General features: G+C 46.4%; 15 protein-coding genes. 11 read left to right on the forward strand and 4 right to left on the reverse strand.

Annotated features, from left to right (window positions below):
- Window position 1: 1 nt before the first annotated feature.
- Window positions 2-859 (reverse strand): DMT family transporter, encoded by an 858-nt coding sequence (locus tag DFR44_RS03355; protein ID WP_133619300.1) that lies wholly within the window; start codon window positions 857-859, stop codon window positions 2-4.
- Between the two features lie 146 nt (window positions 860-1,005).
- On the reverse strand, window positions 1,006-2,178 hold the full coding sequence (gene metK, locus DFR44_RS03360; RefSeq protein WP_133619301.1) for a methionine adenosyltransferase: 1,173 nt from the start codon (window positions 2,176-2,178) through the stop codon (window positions 1,006-1,008).
- Between the two features lie 246 nt (window positions 2,179-2,424).
- Here metK and DFR44_RS03365 point away from each other — a divergent pair, with 246 nt between their 5' ends.
- The 11 genes from DFR44_RS03365 to DFR44_RS03415 all read left to right on the forward strand — a co-directional run bounded on the left by DFR44_RS03365 (window position 2,425) and on the right by DFR44_RS03415 (window position 12,133).
- Complete coding sequence (locus DFR44_RS03365; protein ID WP_162845140.1) at window positions 2,425-3,294, forward strand: lysophospholipid acyltransferase family protein; 870 nt, start codon at window positions 2,425-2,427, stop codon at window positions 3,292-3,294.
- Window positions 3,284-4,222 (forward strand): lysophospholipid acyltransferase family protein, encoded by a 939-nt coding sequence (locus DFR44_RS03370; RefSeq protein WP_133619303.1) that lies wholly within the window; start codon window positions 3,284-3,286, stop codon window positions 4,220-4,222. The genes DFR44_RS03365 and DFR44_RS03370 overlap by 11 nt, the downstream gene beginning before the upstream one ends.
- An 8-nt stretch (window positions 4,223-4,230) precedes the next feature.
- On the forward strand, window positions 4,231-5,088 hold the full coding sequence (dapF, locus tag DFR44_RS03375; protein WP_133619304.1) for a diaminopimelate epimerase: 858 nt from the start codon (window positions 4,231-4,233) through the stop codon (window positions 5,086-5,088).
- Between the two features lie 13 nt (window positions 5,089-5,101).
- Window positions 5,102-5,878 carry a DUF484 family protein gene (locus DFR44_RS03380; protein ID WP_133619305.1) on the forward strand — a complete coding sequence of 259 codons (777 nt, stop codon included), beginning with the start codon at window positions 5,102-5,104 and terminating at the stop codon, window positions 5,876-5,878.
- On the forward strand, window positions 5,878-6,840 hold the full coding sequence (locus tag DFR44_RS03385; protein ID WP_133619306.1) for a tyrosine recombinase XerC: 963 nt from the start codon (window positions 5,878-5,880) through the stop codon (window positions 6,838-6,840). The genes DFR44_RS03380 and DFR44_RS03385 overlap by 1 nt, the downstream gene beginning before the upstream one ends.
- 41 nt (window positions 6,841-6,881) lie before the next feature.
- Complete coding sequence (locus tag DFR44_RS03390) at window positions 6,882-7,190, forward strand: DUF493 family protein (protein WP_133619307.1); 309 nt, start codon at window positions 6,882-6,884, stop codon at window positions 7,188-7,190.
- Window positions 7,191-7,198: 8 nt separating this feature from the next.
- Complete coding sequence (gene lipB / locus DFR44_RS03395) at window positions 7,199-7,849, forward strand: lipoyl(octanoyl) transferase LipB (RefSeq protein ID WP_246012036.1); 651 nt, start codon at window positions 7,199-7,201, stop codon at window positions 7,847-7,849.
- A gap of 25 nt (window positions 7,850-7,874) precedes the next feature.
- Window positions 7,875-8,855, forward strand: coding sequence for a lipoyl synthase (gene lipA / locus DFR44_RS03400; protein WP_133619309.1), 981 nt, complete (start codon window positions 7,875-7,877; stop codon window positions 8,853-8,855).
- A gap of 73 nt (window positions 8,856-8,928) precedes the next feature.
- Window positions 8,929-10,656, forward strand: a complete 1,728-nt coding sequence (locus DFR44_RS03405) for a hypothetical protein (protein WP_133619310.1) — start codon at window positions 8,929-8,931, stop codon at window positions 10,654-10,656.
- Window positions 10,657-10,665: 9 nt separating this feature from the next.
- Window positions 10,666-11,028, forward strand: a complete 363-nt coding sequence (locus tag DFR44_RS03410; RefSeq protein WP_133619311.1) for a hypothetical protein — start codon at window positions 10,666-10,668, stop codon at window positions 11,026-11,028.
- 1 nt (window position 11,029) lies between these two features.
- Window positions 11,030-12,133: a beta family protein gene (locus DFR44_RS03415; RefSeq protein ID WP_133619312.1), complete on the forward strand. Its 1,104-nt coding sequence runs from the start codon at window positions 11,030-11,032 to the stop codon at window positions 12,131-12,133.
- Here DFR44_RS03415 and DFR44_RS03420 read toward each other — a convergent pair.
- Both DFR44_RS03420 and DFR44_RS03425 read right to left on the reverse strand, forming a co-directional pair.
- A complete protein-coding gene (locus DFR44_RS03420) occupies window positions 12,063-12,827 on the reverse strand; it encodes a sce7726 family protein (protein WP_133619313.1) in 765 nt (254 codons plus the stop codon). The genes DFR44_RS03415 and DFR44_RS03420 overlap by 71 nt on opposite strands.
- Before the next feature lie 59 nt (window positions 12,828-12,886).
- Window positions 12,887-13,087 carry a hypothetical protein gene (locus tag DFR44_RS03425; protein ID WP_133619314.1) on the reverse strand — a complete coding sequence of 67 codons (201 nt, stop codon included), beginning with the start codon at window positions 13,085-13,087 and terminating at the stop codon, window positions 12,887-12,889.
- Window positions 13,088-13,095: the final 8 nt, after the last annotated feature.

The following is a 13,095-nucleotide window of genomic DNA, read 5'->3' on the forward strand; positions in this document are numbered from 1 at the left end:
TTTATCCTTTTTGACGTGTATACAATGTGGCGGCTAGACCCGATAGGCTGACTAACAGGATACCAAAAAATCCCATCGCATCAATGGTTTCGCCCCACATCCAATAACCTAAAGTTGCTGAAAAAATAATGCCTGAGTATTGCAAAGTGGCGGTCAGCGAGGTTGAGCCGCGGCTGAATGAGCGAGTCATGCACAGTTGTCCGCCTAGGCCGAATAGTCCTACCCCGAGTAAGTACAACGATGATTGTAAATTGAAAGTAGACATACCAAAAAATAATAAGCTGATGCCACCTGAAAACACAACGCTGGCTGAAAACAGCATGACGGTGCGCCATTCGGGTTCGCCAAGTTGACCTAGACTGCGGACGGTCATGTACGCCACCGCCGCCATCATGCCGCCGAGCAGACCCGCGAGCAATGCCAGTTGATTTAAGCCGTTTTCAGTAAGTGGATTAAAAATAAACAATACGCCAATAAAACCCAGTACCAACGCGCCAAATCGAAGCCACTGTAACCGCAAAATGCCAAGGAAGTAGCCTTGATACAGCAAAATAGCGGCAATAAACAGGGGCGAGGTGTAAATGAGTGTGCTGGCTGTACCCAGCGGCAGATGGGTGGTGCTATAAAAACCAAGCCACATCGAGGTGATGCCGCTTAAATTGCGGCGGGCATGGGTTTTAAGGTTGTTGCCTAGGAGCGGTAAGCGGTGATATACGGCATATAGCACAATAAAAATAATGCTCGGAATGCCACGAAACAGCACAATTTCGCCAAGGTTGTGTTGGCTTGATGCGAGTTTGATGAACATGCCCATGAAGGCAAAAAATAAAGATGCGGCGAGCATCCAAAGTGACTGCATAACATTCCCGAGAGCGGTTGTAGGTGAAGCGGGGATTTTAGCACCTTAAAGCCAGACAAAACATCGTGCGACTAAAATGATGAATCAATAAAAAGAGCCAAACGAATGTTTGGCTCTTTTTCGATTGAAGACTTACGGTTGTTGAATCACAAGCCTGCAGCAGCGCGCAAGATAGCGGCTTTGTCTGTCGCTTCCCAAGTGAATTCAGGTTCTTCACGACCAAAGTGCCCGTAAGCGGCGGTTTTGGCGTAAATTGGGCGCAATAAATTCAACATTTTGACAATGCCTTTGGGGCGCAAGTCAAAGTGTTCAGCGACCAAGGCGGTGATTTTTTCATCGCTGATGCGACCTGTGCCGAAAGTGCTGACCATGATTGACGTTGGACGTGCCACACCAATCGCGTACGAAATTTGAATCAAACAACGGTCGGCTAAACCCGCCGCGACAATGTTTTTCGCCACGTAACGACCTGCGTAAGCTGCTGAACGATCTACTTTAGAAGGGTCTTTACCTGAAAACGCGCCGCCGCCGTGTGGCGCAGCCCCGCCGTAAGTGTCAACGATGATTTTACGTCCCGTCAAACCACAGTCCCCTTGCGGCCCGCCAATGACAAAACGACCTGTTGGATTCACGAGGAATTTAATGTCGCCTTTGATTAAATGCGCTGGGATGATGGGTTTGATAATTTCTTCAATGACCCCTTCGCGTACAGTCTCAAGCGACACGTCGGCATGATGTTGTGTGGATAACACGATGGTGTCCACTGCGCTGGGTACGCCGTTTTCATAGCGAATGGTGACTTGTGACTTCGCATCTGGGCGCAACCAAGGCAAGCGACCATCACGGCGCAAGTCGGCTTGACGTTCCACTAAGCGATGCGCCAAGTGAATCGGCAAAGGCATCAATTCTGGGGTTTCGTTACACGCATAGCCAAACATTAAGCCTTGGTCGCCCGCGCCTTGGTCGAGGTTGTCGTCGTGCGCTGCGTTCACGCCCATGGCGATGTCGGGTGATTGCTTGTCGTAAGCGACCAAAACCGCACAACCTTTATAGTCGATGCCATAATCGGTGTCGTCGTAGCCAATGTGTTTGATGGTGTCGCGCGCGATGTCGATGTAGTCAATCACGGCTGATGTGGTGATTTCACCTGCGAGTACAACCAAGCCTGTGTTGCACAAAGTTTCAGCCGCGACGCGAGCCGTTGGGTCTTGTTCGAGAATGGCATCCAAAATGGCATCAGAGACCTGATCGGCGACTTTGTCGGGATGACCTTCAGAGACAGATTCTGAAGTAAAGAAATAGCTGTTGTTGCTGCTCATAAAAAACTCCTTATAAAGGGGATTATCAATAGCGCGCGCCCCGTGCACCATGCCCCTGAGCAGCGACGCTTTAACGGTGCAGTCATTAAAGTTAAATGTCTGCTTAAATCTCCTTTTTGCCCCGTAAGTTGTCGTTAAACCAGCAAAAAGGATGTAAAACGCTGGTATTATAGCACTTTGATAGAAGATTGTCGTCATTGGCTACTTCGTTGTGACTGTTATCCAACCTTTCATTGAAAGTAAATTTTGGCTAAAGCATTTTTACGGTTTTTATCCTTTTTTCCTTTGACATGGTTGCACTGTTTGGGTGCTGTACTTGGGCGATGGGTTTATCGTTTTGATAAGCGTTATCGCACGCGTTTGCAGACCAACGCCACTTACGCGGGGTATGAGGGTGAGGAATTTTGGCAATCCGCCGCCGCACACATGGGGCGGGGGGTGATTGAACTGGCACACATCTGGACACCGCGCGTAGATGCATTGTTGCCATTGGTTCAGGTCAAGGGCTGGGATGCGGTCATGCAAGCCAAGGCACAAGGGCGTGGCGTATTAATGCTCACGCCGCATGTCGGGGCGTTTGAATTGTTGAGCTTGTGGATTGGGCAACGTGAACCCTTCACAGCCATGTATCGCCCCCCCAAATACGCTGTGCTCGGTCAGATGATGTTAAGCGGTCGACAAAAATTTAACGTCAACATGGCAAGCGCAGATGTCAAAGGCATACGGGTTATGTTGCGCGCTTTGAAAAACAAAGAGTTGGTTGGCTTATTGCCCGACCAAGTGCCGAATGAGTCCGCCGATGGCGTTGTGGTTCCTGTGTTTGGACAACCTGCTTTGAGCATGACCTTGCCTGCGAAGTTAGTGCGCCAAACCAATGCGGCTTTGGTGACGATGTTTGCACGGCGTGTGGAGGCGGCGCATCGTTTTGAAATTGAATTTAAAGTGGTTGAATTTACGGTGTCGGGTGATGCGCAAGAGGATGCCAGTCGCATCAACGCCTTGATGGAAGAGGTGATTCGGCAAACGCCCGAACAATATTTGTGGGCGTATAATCGCTATAAACGTTTACCAACGCCAACAGGCGTGGATACAGCAGGAGAGACGAATGGTGTCTGAAATGGGCGCAGCATTGTTGCGCAGCATGGGGCGTTGGCCTCAATGGACACGCCATAATTTGGCTAAAGGATTGGCGAGAGCCGCTTATCCTTTTATTAAAAGACGGGCGCATGTGGCGCGAGTGAATTTGCACAAATGCTTTCCGAATTGGACCGATGAGCAAGTTGAAAACACGGTTCGCACGCATTTAAAATATTTTACCCACTCTTTATTGGATCGCAGCTTGTTTTGGTTTGGTGATAAACAGGCGATTTATGATAATACGGTGTTTATCGACGAGCATTATTGGCAAGAGGCGCGTGCGAAAAATCGCCCGATTATCGTGCTTGCGCCGCATTTTACGGGTTTGGATGTTGCGGGCTTACGCATGAACATGGATCTTGAAATGGCGACCATGTATCAAAAGCAGCGTAACCCTGTATTTGATGCGCTGATGCTTGAAGGTCGCATGCGTTCTGGGCAAGGTCATTTGTTTTCCCGCCATGATGGCATACGTGGTTTGGTGAAGTTGTTGCGCAAAAATATCCCGCTGTATTATTTACCCGATATGGATTTTGGGATTAACGACGCCATTTTTTCGACTTTTTTTGGACAGACCGCTGCAACTTTAACGGCGTTACCGAAGTTGGCGAAACTGACCGATGCTTTGATTGTTCCGTGTATTTCACGGATTGACGCTGAGGCTTTGGCACGCGGAGAGACGCGTTATAAAATACAGTTTTACCCCGCGTGGGATGGTTATCCTGGTGACGACGAAGCGCAAGCCGTACGCGATATGAATGCATTTATCGAAGAGCGCATTTTGGAAGAGCCTGCGCAATACTTGTGGTTTCACAAGCGATTTAAAACTCGTCCTGCGGGCGAGGCAGATTTTTACACCACGAATACGACTAATACGACTAATACGACTAACAGCATTAAAAAATAAATCAGCTTATGAATTTAAATTTTACAAAAATGCACGGTGCGGGTAATGACTTCATTGTGCTCAATGCGATGGCGCAAGACTTGTCTGGCTTAACTGCAGACAATTGGCGTGCGCTTGCTGACCGACATTTTGGCATCGGCGCGGATCAAATCTTATTGGTTGAGCGTCCCACTATCGACGGCGTTGATTTCAAGTACACGATTTACAATCAAGACGGCTCGTTGGTTGAAAACTGCGGCAACGGCGCGCGCTGCTTTGTTAAATACGTGAGCGATAAAGCTTTGACAGATAAACGCGAAATTACCGTACAAATTGCAACGGGTGTGATGGTGTTGACGCTGAATGATGATGACACTGTGACAGTGAATATGGGTGCGCCCAGCTTGGATGCGAGCACTTTGCCTGCGGTTGTAGACGGCTGTGCGCAACGTGAGCAGGGCAGCGACACCTTGTACGAGGTTAAGCTCAGTGATGGTCACGTTCGCTGGTTGTCTTTGGTCTCGATGGGTAATCCTCATGCGGTGCAAATAGTCAATGATGTTGATGCCGCGCCCGTACAGACGGAGGGCGCCGAGCTGGAAACTCATTCGATGTTCCCACGTAAAGTCAATGTCGGTTTTATGCAAGTGCTGAATCAACAGCATATCAAATTACGCGTATTTGAACGTGGCGCGGGTGAAACATTGGCGTGTGGCACGGGCGCGTGCGCGGCGGTGGTGGCGGGCATTCGCCGTGGTGAGTTGGTTTCACCTGTGCGCGTGAGTGTACGGGGTGGTGAGTTGAATATTGCTTGGGCGGGTGCAGGTCAAGCGGTCTATATGACAGGGCCTGCGGTGACTGTGTTTGATGGACAAGTGAGTATTTAAACCAAGGGTGAATATGTCGAACGAAGAATTTAATTTTGCAGACGAAAATGACGCCATTCAGTCCGAAGCCCATGAAGCCTTGAGTGACACGCAGGCGATTAATGATTCGGAAGTGCTGGCTTATTTAGAAAGTCATCCCAATTTTTTTCGCGAACATGCCGAAGTATTGGCAAAAGTTCAGCTCGTCAACGCGACGGGCGGAAACGTCATTTCAATGGCACACTGGCAAACCAATGTGTTGCGTGAAAAAGCCGACCAACACAAAATGCGCCTTGAGAAACTGCTCGCGCAGGCAACCACCAATCAACGCAGTTATGACAAATTACTCGCCTTGGTGATTCGCTGGCTTGAGCAAGCCGATGCGTCCGCTTTACCCGCTCAAATTGAAAGCGATTTGCGTCGCAATTTTGCGCTGGATGCGATACGGATTTTGGTGTGGAGCGATGATGCCAACACCTTGTTTTATCCAGCGGGTGGCGAATGGTCTGACAATATTGTTATTTTTGCCAATAGCTTGCGTGCGCCGTATTGTGGGCCGTGCAAAGGTTTTGAAATCGAAGCGCAACTGGCAAAACAAACCCCAAGTGGTGCCATTGCATCATTAGCGATGGTGCCGCTATGGGGTAAACGTGATACTGAGCACGTGTGTGTGGGTGTTTTGTTGATGGGGGCGGAGGATGTCAATCGCTTCACTCCCGATATGGCGACGCAATTTTTGAACAGCATTGGTGAAATGGCTGGCGCGGCATTATCTCGTGTACGTTCGCCTGTGCACCTGAATTTAAAATAATGAACGCAGAAACAACCCCAGCCACTTCGCCAGAGTTAACGCCGCTCATGCAGGCGTATTTGGAATGGGTTGTTTTGCACAAACGTTTATCGGTTGCCACCAGCGAGAGCTACGCAGCCGACTTAATCTTACTTGTGCACAGTTGTGCGGCTTTAAATGTGCAGCCAGAACAGCTGGCGGCTTTTCAAGTGCGACAACTGGTGATGCAACTACACGCCAAGGGGCGCGGTGCTAAAAGTCTCGCTCGTTATTTATCGAGTTGGCGCTCGTGGTTCACTTGGTTGATTCGTCAAGGTCATGCGACAAACAACCCTGTCCAAGGTGTACGTGCGCCCAAAGCAGCTAAAGGCTTACCCAAAGCCCTGTCGGTCGATGATGCGGTGCATTTAGCGGCGGGTGGTGTTGAGCAAGATGTGTTGCATCAGCGCGACCATGCGATGATTGAGTTGCTTTATTCAAGTGGCTTACGTGTTTCTGAATTGGTCGGCTTGGACATCGTACCGCCAACGGGTGCAGACAACCAAGGCAGCGGGTATCTTGACATGGTCGAATGCGATGTACATGTGCTCGGTAAAGGGCATAAACCGCGGATTGTGCCTGTTGGTGAAGCCGCGATAGCGGCATTGAAAATATGGTTGCCCCTGCGCAGTGCTTTGCCCCAAGCGGCGCACAATCCTGCGGTTTTTCTTGGTAAAAATGGCACGCGCTTGACTATTCGCTCCGTCCAACTGCGATTAGCAAAATATGCGCAAGCTCTGGGCTTGCCCGTGCATGTTCACCCACACATGCTGCGCCACTCATTTGCAACACATGTGCTTCAATCATCGGGCGACCTACGCGCCGTGCAAGAAATGCTCGGTCACAGCAGCTTAGCGGCCACGCAGGTGTACACAGGTTTAGATTTTCAACATTTGGCTAAAGTGTATGATGCGGCGCACCCACGCGCGCGCAAAAAAGATTAAAACGATTTGAAAGATATTAAGAAGGACTAGAAAGTAAACATATGACTACCGACAACAAAAGCACCGATACTAAAAACAGCGATACGCCAGAGCGCTTAAATTTATTAGAATTTCCCTGCGAATTTCCCCTAAAAATCATGGGCAAGCGCGTCGATGATTTTGCACAAACCATCGGCACATTGGTTCAACAATTCGCCCCTGATTTTGACATTGGCACGATGGAAATGCGACCCTCATCGAGCGGTAAATATTTAGGCTTAACCTGCACCATTAACGCCACCAGTCAAGCTCAACTGGACGATTTGTATCGTGCCCTGACCTCGCATCCATTGGTCAGTGTTGCCCTGTAATGACGCGCATGAGCGATTTAAAAACACCAATTATCAAGCACCTCGGTCGGGTCGATTACTTGCCAACTGAAGCGGCGATGAAGCAGTTTACCGCCACGCGCGATAGTCAAACCCCTGACGAAATATGGCTCGTTGAGCATCCGCCTGTATTCACGCTGGGGCAGGCTGGTCTGATGGAGCACCTGCTTGAATCAACCCAGATACCTGTCATCAAAACCGAACGCGGTGGACAAATCACTTATCATGGCCCCGGCCAAGTGGTGCTGTACATGATGTTAGACCTTAAGCGACGAGGCATGATGATACGCGAATGGGTTCGCCGCATCGAAGGCGCAATCATCCTAACACTGCAACACTACGGCATCGACGGCGTGCGCAAAGACGGCGCACCTGGGATATATGTTGGGCAGGGTATTCACGAAGGTGCTAAAATCGCCGCTTTAGGCTTAAAAGTCTCGCGCAGCTGCACTTATCATGGCCTCAGCTTCAATGTTGATATGGACTTATCCCCATTTTTGCAAATCAACCCATGCGGTTACGCAGGGCTAGAAACTGTTGACATGTACACCTGCGGAGTTGTCGCAACGTGGCAAGACGTCGCGGACAAACTGGCGACCCATTTAATTGCGCAGTGGCAAGCCACAGACAGCTTGGCTTAACAAGACATCTATTCGGAGTACACACATGAGCGACCAAACCACCCACCCAACCACAGAAACAAGCTACGACGCCAGCAAAAAACAAAAGGCTTTTGACAAAGTCTCACGCATACCCGTCAAAGTCGTACAAACCGAAACCCTCAAAAAACCCGAATGGATTCGCGTCAAAGCCGCATCAGGCAACAGCCGCTTCAATGAAATCAAAAAAATCTTACGAACCAACGAACTGGTGACCGTGTGCGAAGAAGCCAGTTGCCCAAATATTGGCGAATGCTTCGGTAAAGGCACAGCCACTTTCATGATTATGGGCGACAAATGCACCCGCCGCTGCCCATTTTGTGACGTCGGTCATGGTCGTCCCGACCCACTCGACACCCAAGAACCCGCCAACCTCGCGCGCACCATTGCCGCACTAAAACTCAAATACGTCGTCATCACCAGCGTTGACCGCGACGACTTGCGCGACGGTGGCGCACAACACTTTGTCGACTGCATTAGCCTAACCCGCGAACAATCACCCAACACCCAAATTGAAGTACTCGTCCCCGACTTCCGTGGTCGCCTCGAAAAAGCACTCGACATCTTCAAAGACGGCCTACCCGACGTCATGAACCACAACCTCGAAACCGTACCACGTTTATACAAAGAAGCCCGCCCTGGCGCGGATTATGCGCACTCCCTCAAATTATTAAAAGACTTTAAAGAGCTATACCCCGCCGCCGTGACCAAAAGCGGCCTCATGGTTGGCTTAGGTGAAACCGACGAAGAAATTTTAGACGTCATGCGCGACATGCGCGCGCACAACATAGACATGCTCACCATCGGTCAATACCTCGCGCCATCAGGTCACCATTTACCCGTGCGCCGCTATGTGCATCCAGACGTATTTAAAATGTTTGAAGAACAAGCCTACAAAATGGGCTTTACTCATGCAGCGGTCGGCGCGATGGTACGTTCTAGCTATCATGCAGATGTTCAAGCGCATGAAGCTGGGGTGTTTGTGTGAATTCCAACAATAAATAGTACTCAACATAATTAATTGCTACTGAACATCAATAAATGCTACTGGGAGGTAGTTGATGGCGAAGGTTGTGAAAATTGCAGAATTTCCAGATGATGGTCGATTATGGCGAATCGACTGGCTTGGTGCTGTTCAACACAACGAAAAAAACATCCCGACCGAAAACACGATTGACGTTTATCTACGACCCGTTGATCCACAGCGCACAACTGATTTCGGTATGAAGATTACAGAGCGTGTATGCCGCCAAGTTGGAGTAGGTCAACTACCGCTACTCACCATCGGCTCGCTTTGGCACAAAGGGCAGCTTCTAGATGACATCAGGGCAGTTCAAAGACAAACGAATCTACATTCTGTCTTGGTTAACTCCTCAACAGTCAAACTCATCAAAGCAGGACATCAAGATGAGGGTAATTATGCAATCAGCAAATTTCACTTTGACATTGGCGGTATTCAAAACGGATTGAGCGCAAATTGCTTGGCAATCGAGCGCAATGGTGACCCTTACGGCATTATTATTCCTGTGTCTGAGGTGATTCGTTTTTATTATGCGTCCTCAAGTGATTTATCAAATATTGCTTTTTCTGGTATGTATGAAAATGACTTTGATTCAATGGTCGGTGAGTTCCACCACATGCATCCAGAACAAGACATGTTCATCATAGAGCTGAAACAATGGCTTGAGGATAATGACGGTTGGACGATTGGGCGATTGCTACAAGAGCCTTGCGCAGATGAAGCTTTTAAATTAATTCATCGATCCTTGGTCAAGCAGTCGGTCAACACCCTTCACAAAAAGGCAATGCCAGAGACCAATTTTCCCTTTCAAGGACGTACAAACTGGACGGCACACTGCCTCAATATTCAATCAGGTGGTAAAAATCGAACGCTGATTTTGGAGCTACTGCATTGCACAGCACCATTTCCATTCTCTGACTTGCATGTAATTCGCAAAAACGATGGTAGGAAGGCAGATCCTGAAACCGATATTTCTGATGATGACAAAATTGAGTGCTGGCCAAACACAAAAGTAACGAAGCCATGTCCTGACAACGATATACCCTTACAAAGTGAAACCGAAGCATATCGCTATGCTAAAAAAGACAGCATTACCTTAAAAGCTAATCGTTTTGCAGCATTAGAGAATAAAAAAATCCACAAAGACACAAAAGAGCAATGCAAATACAAAGCCTCTCAGTTAATCCCTTGCCAAAGCATTGTGGCAACTGGATTGGGAACGGGTTTAGGCACTACAGGTGATTCAACGATAATCCCCGTGCAAATCACTGTAACAGCCGAAGATGAGGAAAAGGTACGCCGCCAACGAGAAAAAGCTTTAGAAGCATCTTTTGAGACAATGATGCAAGCAGTTAGGCTTCTGAATCAATACTCAAACACCAAGGCATCAATTCGTCAGTCGAGAGATGGTTATTTCATTCCTTTGGCATCAGCCAAAACCCGCCAATGGTCATATTTGGACTCAAAGAAGAAAAAATACCGCTCGGTTCTAGTGGCTGATATACAGGTTGATGAGCGGTATTTTTGGTTGGTTGAGTTTGAGCAGAGAAAGGCTGATAAATGTACTTCTGCTTTGATTGAAATCCCTAACCACTATTCGGATAATGAATTACTTCAATTGTTAAGAGGTTTAGCTAGAGAATATGGGATCTGGCGAAACATCAAACATAGTCTTGATCTTAAGATAGTTTCGATGAAACATACTTGGTCAACCCCACGAGCTTATGCAGAAGCAGTCTATAACAGAACGATTACTGATTTTAATTAAAGGAGGTTTATGAGAAGTGATTTAACCAATCATATTTATGGCGTTGGCTCAATATTTTTGGGTGTTGTGTCTTTAGTTGTTTCATTTCAATCTGGAACACCTTTCGCAACAGTGCTTTTGTTTGCATCTGGTTGGATTGTGGCAGCTATTAACACGATGATTTTATTTAAGTTGATAAATCATAGTCGGAATGATGGAGAAACAATCGGAAGATTAGCCACTGAAAAATTCGAGGTTGAGCAAAAACTATTAGCCGAAAACCAACGGCTTATTGCAATTTCTGAAACGCTATCAACGTTGGTAATGGGGCAAAAACCAGCTCCGAGAAAATCAAAAAGTACCACTATTTTAGAAAATACACAGGAGGTTTAGCATGAGTTTGAAATATATTAATTTTGAAGATTACAATTATTTTCCAGCTTTGCGGGCAAGACAGGCTGAAATGAAGGGATTGAATGAACTCAGTGATGCAAGAAAATGTAAAATAATTCCGCTCATTACTCTGGGTCGTTGGCCACGTGCCGAAACATTGGAGGTAGGTGTTGAAAAAGCCTCAAAAGCAATGAGTGATAAACCTTTTTTCTTGGATTTGACGCATGAAATAAGTAGTCTTTCACCACTAATTCAGGAATTGCGCGATCCTACAGATGGTTTTACTAAATGGCTTGATTTTGCGGCACAGTATACAAATGTCATTCCTGTTATTCAAATGCACCAGTCTCAAACACTAAGAGACGTTGTACTCCAAGCAAGAAATTGTGAAAAGAGGTTTGGTAAATTAGCTTTCAGAATTACGGATTTTACCCAAAGCATTGATGTGGTTATTGCAGCAATGAGTGCTTTGGAACGTGTAGAGAGTGCACTTGTTTTTATTGATTCAGGCTACATTCGTTTGTCCTACGCGGCGTCTTTGGCTGCGACAATTAGTACAATAAACATGATACGTGCGCAATTGCCAACTGCTTTAATTTCGACATTAGCAACAAGTTTCCCAAGTCAAACAGGACCGTTTTTAGATGATGTATCGGGAGATGGGGTTATATCAATTCTTGAGCGACAGTTACACCATGATTTAGGGGGGTATAGCATCGCAGCTTATGGAGATCATTCGTCAATTCATGCGGTAATCTATGATGATCCAGCTGTAATTATGAATTGGACGGCTCGAATTGACTACCCATTAGAACTTGATTGGGAGATATCACGAAAATCAAGAGCAAAGGCATTGAATGATTATAGGGAAATTGCAGCTAAAATTGTTCGAGCACATCCTGAAATTGAAGCCTCAGATATTTGGGGTGAGCAAATGATTAGGAGTGCTGCTAATGGCGGCGATACAGTTGGAGCCGCCCCAGCATCATGGATTGGTGTTCGTGTCAATATTCATCTTTCAAGACAAATTGATTTTACTGAACGGTTGCTAAATCCAGTTCCTGATTCAGATGAATATGAAGAGGCACAGGATTTGGATTATTAGAAGTTTTTCTAGGTAGTACGGTGTATGAGCCTGTATTTGTTTCCATTGAGTGAACACTGATGGTTTTGCTATTATCAATGTTCAAACGTTTGTATTCATTGTTTAGAGATTTTGTTTCTAGCCTTCTCGTTTTGAGAAGGCTAATTTTTTGTTCTCTTCTTTTAAAATAATCAAGTACGTATTCACGAACTTGATTACATGATAACTTTTGAACTATAGTTTGCGTCAAAGTGTCACGGTTACCGCTCCTGGTAAATGAATATTGTTTTAGTAACACTCTCAACTCATCTACAGGTAAATGCGAGAGCCAAGAAAGCTTCGTTATCTTTATTTTTTTTGGTTTTTGAATTGCTTTGAATTCACCTTTTATATTCACAGCCCAAAGTCCAACCTCAAGTCCGATTATTTCTTTCACTTTCTCAACATGCTTTTCTGCGCACACAACAATAGTTTCTTCAAAATGTTTGGTATAACTTTCTAATTGAGCTGGCAGTCGGTTAAGGCTATCGAGCTCACTTTTAATTTCATAAGTCACAAGCTTTCCATTGGCCAATACTAAATCGGCTCTTTGTTTAAATTGCTCAATAAATAGCTCTTTGATGAAGGCAACATCCGCTTCATCTGAATACTTTTTACTGAGAAATGAGATAAGAATTTCTCTTATCTCATTTTCATTCATCGTCTTTTTAGTCATGGCTGAACTTTATCAGAAGTAAAGCAAAAGGTAAATTCACACTATGATTCGGATAAATTCTAAACATGCTGCTGCGAAAGTGCACTCAGCGCTTTGTTGACAATTTCTTCCCGACTCAAATCCAGTTTTTCAGCGAGCATTGTCAGATTGTTTTGGTTTTCAATCGACAACCAAGTTTGTAACCTAAAGAAACCGCAATCCTTCTTTTTCCCTCTAAAACGATTTTGTGCTTCAGATATTTGAATTTTTCTAGTGCTCATAGTTAGAT

It is taken from the genome of Hydromonas duriensis (assembly GCF_004363775.1).
In the GTDB taxonomy this organism is placed as follows: Bacteria; Pseudomonadota; Gammaproteobacteria; order Burkholderiales; family Burkholderiaceae; genus Hydromonas; species Hydromonas duriensis.

Bases quoted from the DNA above. Each gene is read 5' to 3' on its own strand.
- DFR44_RS03355 (WP_133619300.1), bottom strand. From the start codon at position 859: ATGCAGTCACTTTGGATGCTCGCCGCATCTTTATTTTTTGCCTTCATG.
- metK (WP_133619301.1), bottom strand. From the start codon at position 2,178: ATGAGCAGCAACAACAGCTATTTCTTTACTTCAGAATCTGTCTCTGAA.
- DFR44_RS03370 (WP_133619303.1), top strand. From the start codon at position 3,284: ATGGTGTCTGAAATGGGCGCAGCATTGTTGCGCAGCATGGGGCGTTGG.
- dapF (WP_133619304.1), top strand. From the start codon at position 4,231: ATGAATTTAAATTTTACAAAAATGCACGGTGCGGGTAATGACTTCATT.
- DFR44_RS03380 (WP_133619305.1), top strand. From the start codon at position 5,102: ATGTCGAACGAAGAATTTAATTTTGCAGACGAAAATGACGCCATTCAG.
- DFR44_RS03385 (WP_133619306.1), top strand. From the start codon at position 5,878: ATGAACGCAGAAACAACCCCAGCCACTTCGCCAGAGTTAACGCCGCTC.
- DFR44_RS03390 (WP_133619307.1), top strand. From the start codon at position 6,882: ATGACTACCGACAACAAAAGCACCGATACTAAAAACAGCGATACGCCA.
- lipB (WP_246012036.1), top strand. From the start codon at position 7,199: ATGAGCGATTTAAAAACACCAATTATCAAGCACCTCGGTCGGGTCGAT.
- lipA (WP_133619309.1), top strand. From the start codon at position 7,875: ATGAGCGACCAAACCACCCACCCAACCACAGAAACAAGCTACGACGCC.
- DFR44_RS03405 (WP_133619310.1), top strand. From the start codon at position 8,929: ATGGCGAAGGTTGTGAAAATTGCAGAATTTCCAGATGATGGTCGATTA.
- DFR44_RS03410 (WP_133619311.1), top strand. From the start codon at position 10,666: ATGAGAAGTGATTTAACCAATCATATTTATGGCGTTGGCTCAATATTT.
- DFR44_RS03415 (WP_133619312.1), top strand. From the start codon at position 11,030: ATGAGTTTGAAATATATTAATTTTGAAGATTACAATTATTTTCCAGCT.
- DFR44_RS03420 (WP_133619313.1), bottom strand. From the start codon at position 12,827: ATGACTAAAAAGACGATGAATGAAAATGAGATAAGAGAAATTCTTATC.
- DFR44_RS03425 (WP_133619314.1), bottom strand. From the start codon at position 13,087: ATGAGCACTAGAAAAATTCAAATATCTGAAGCACAAAATCGTTTTAGA.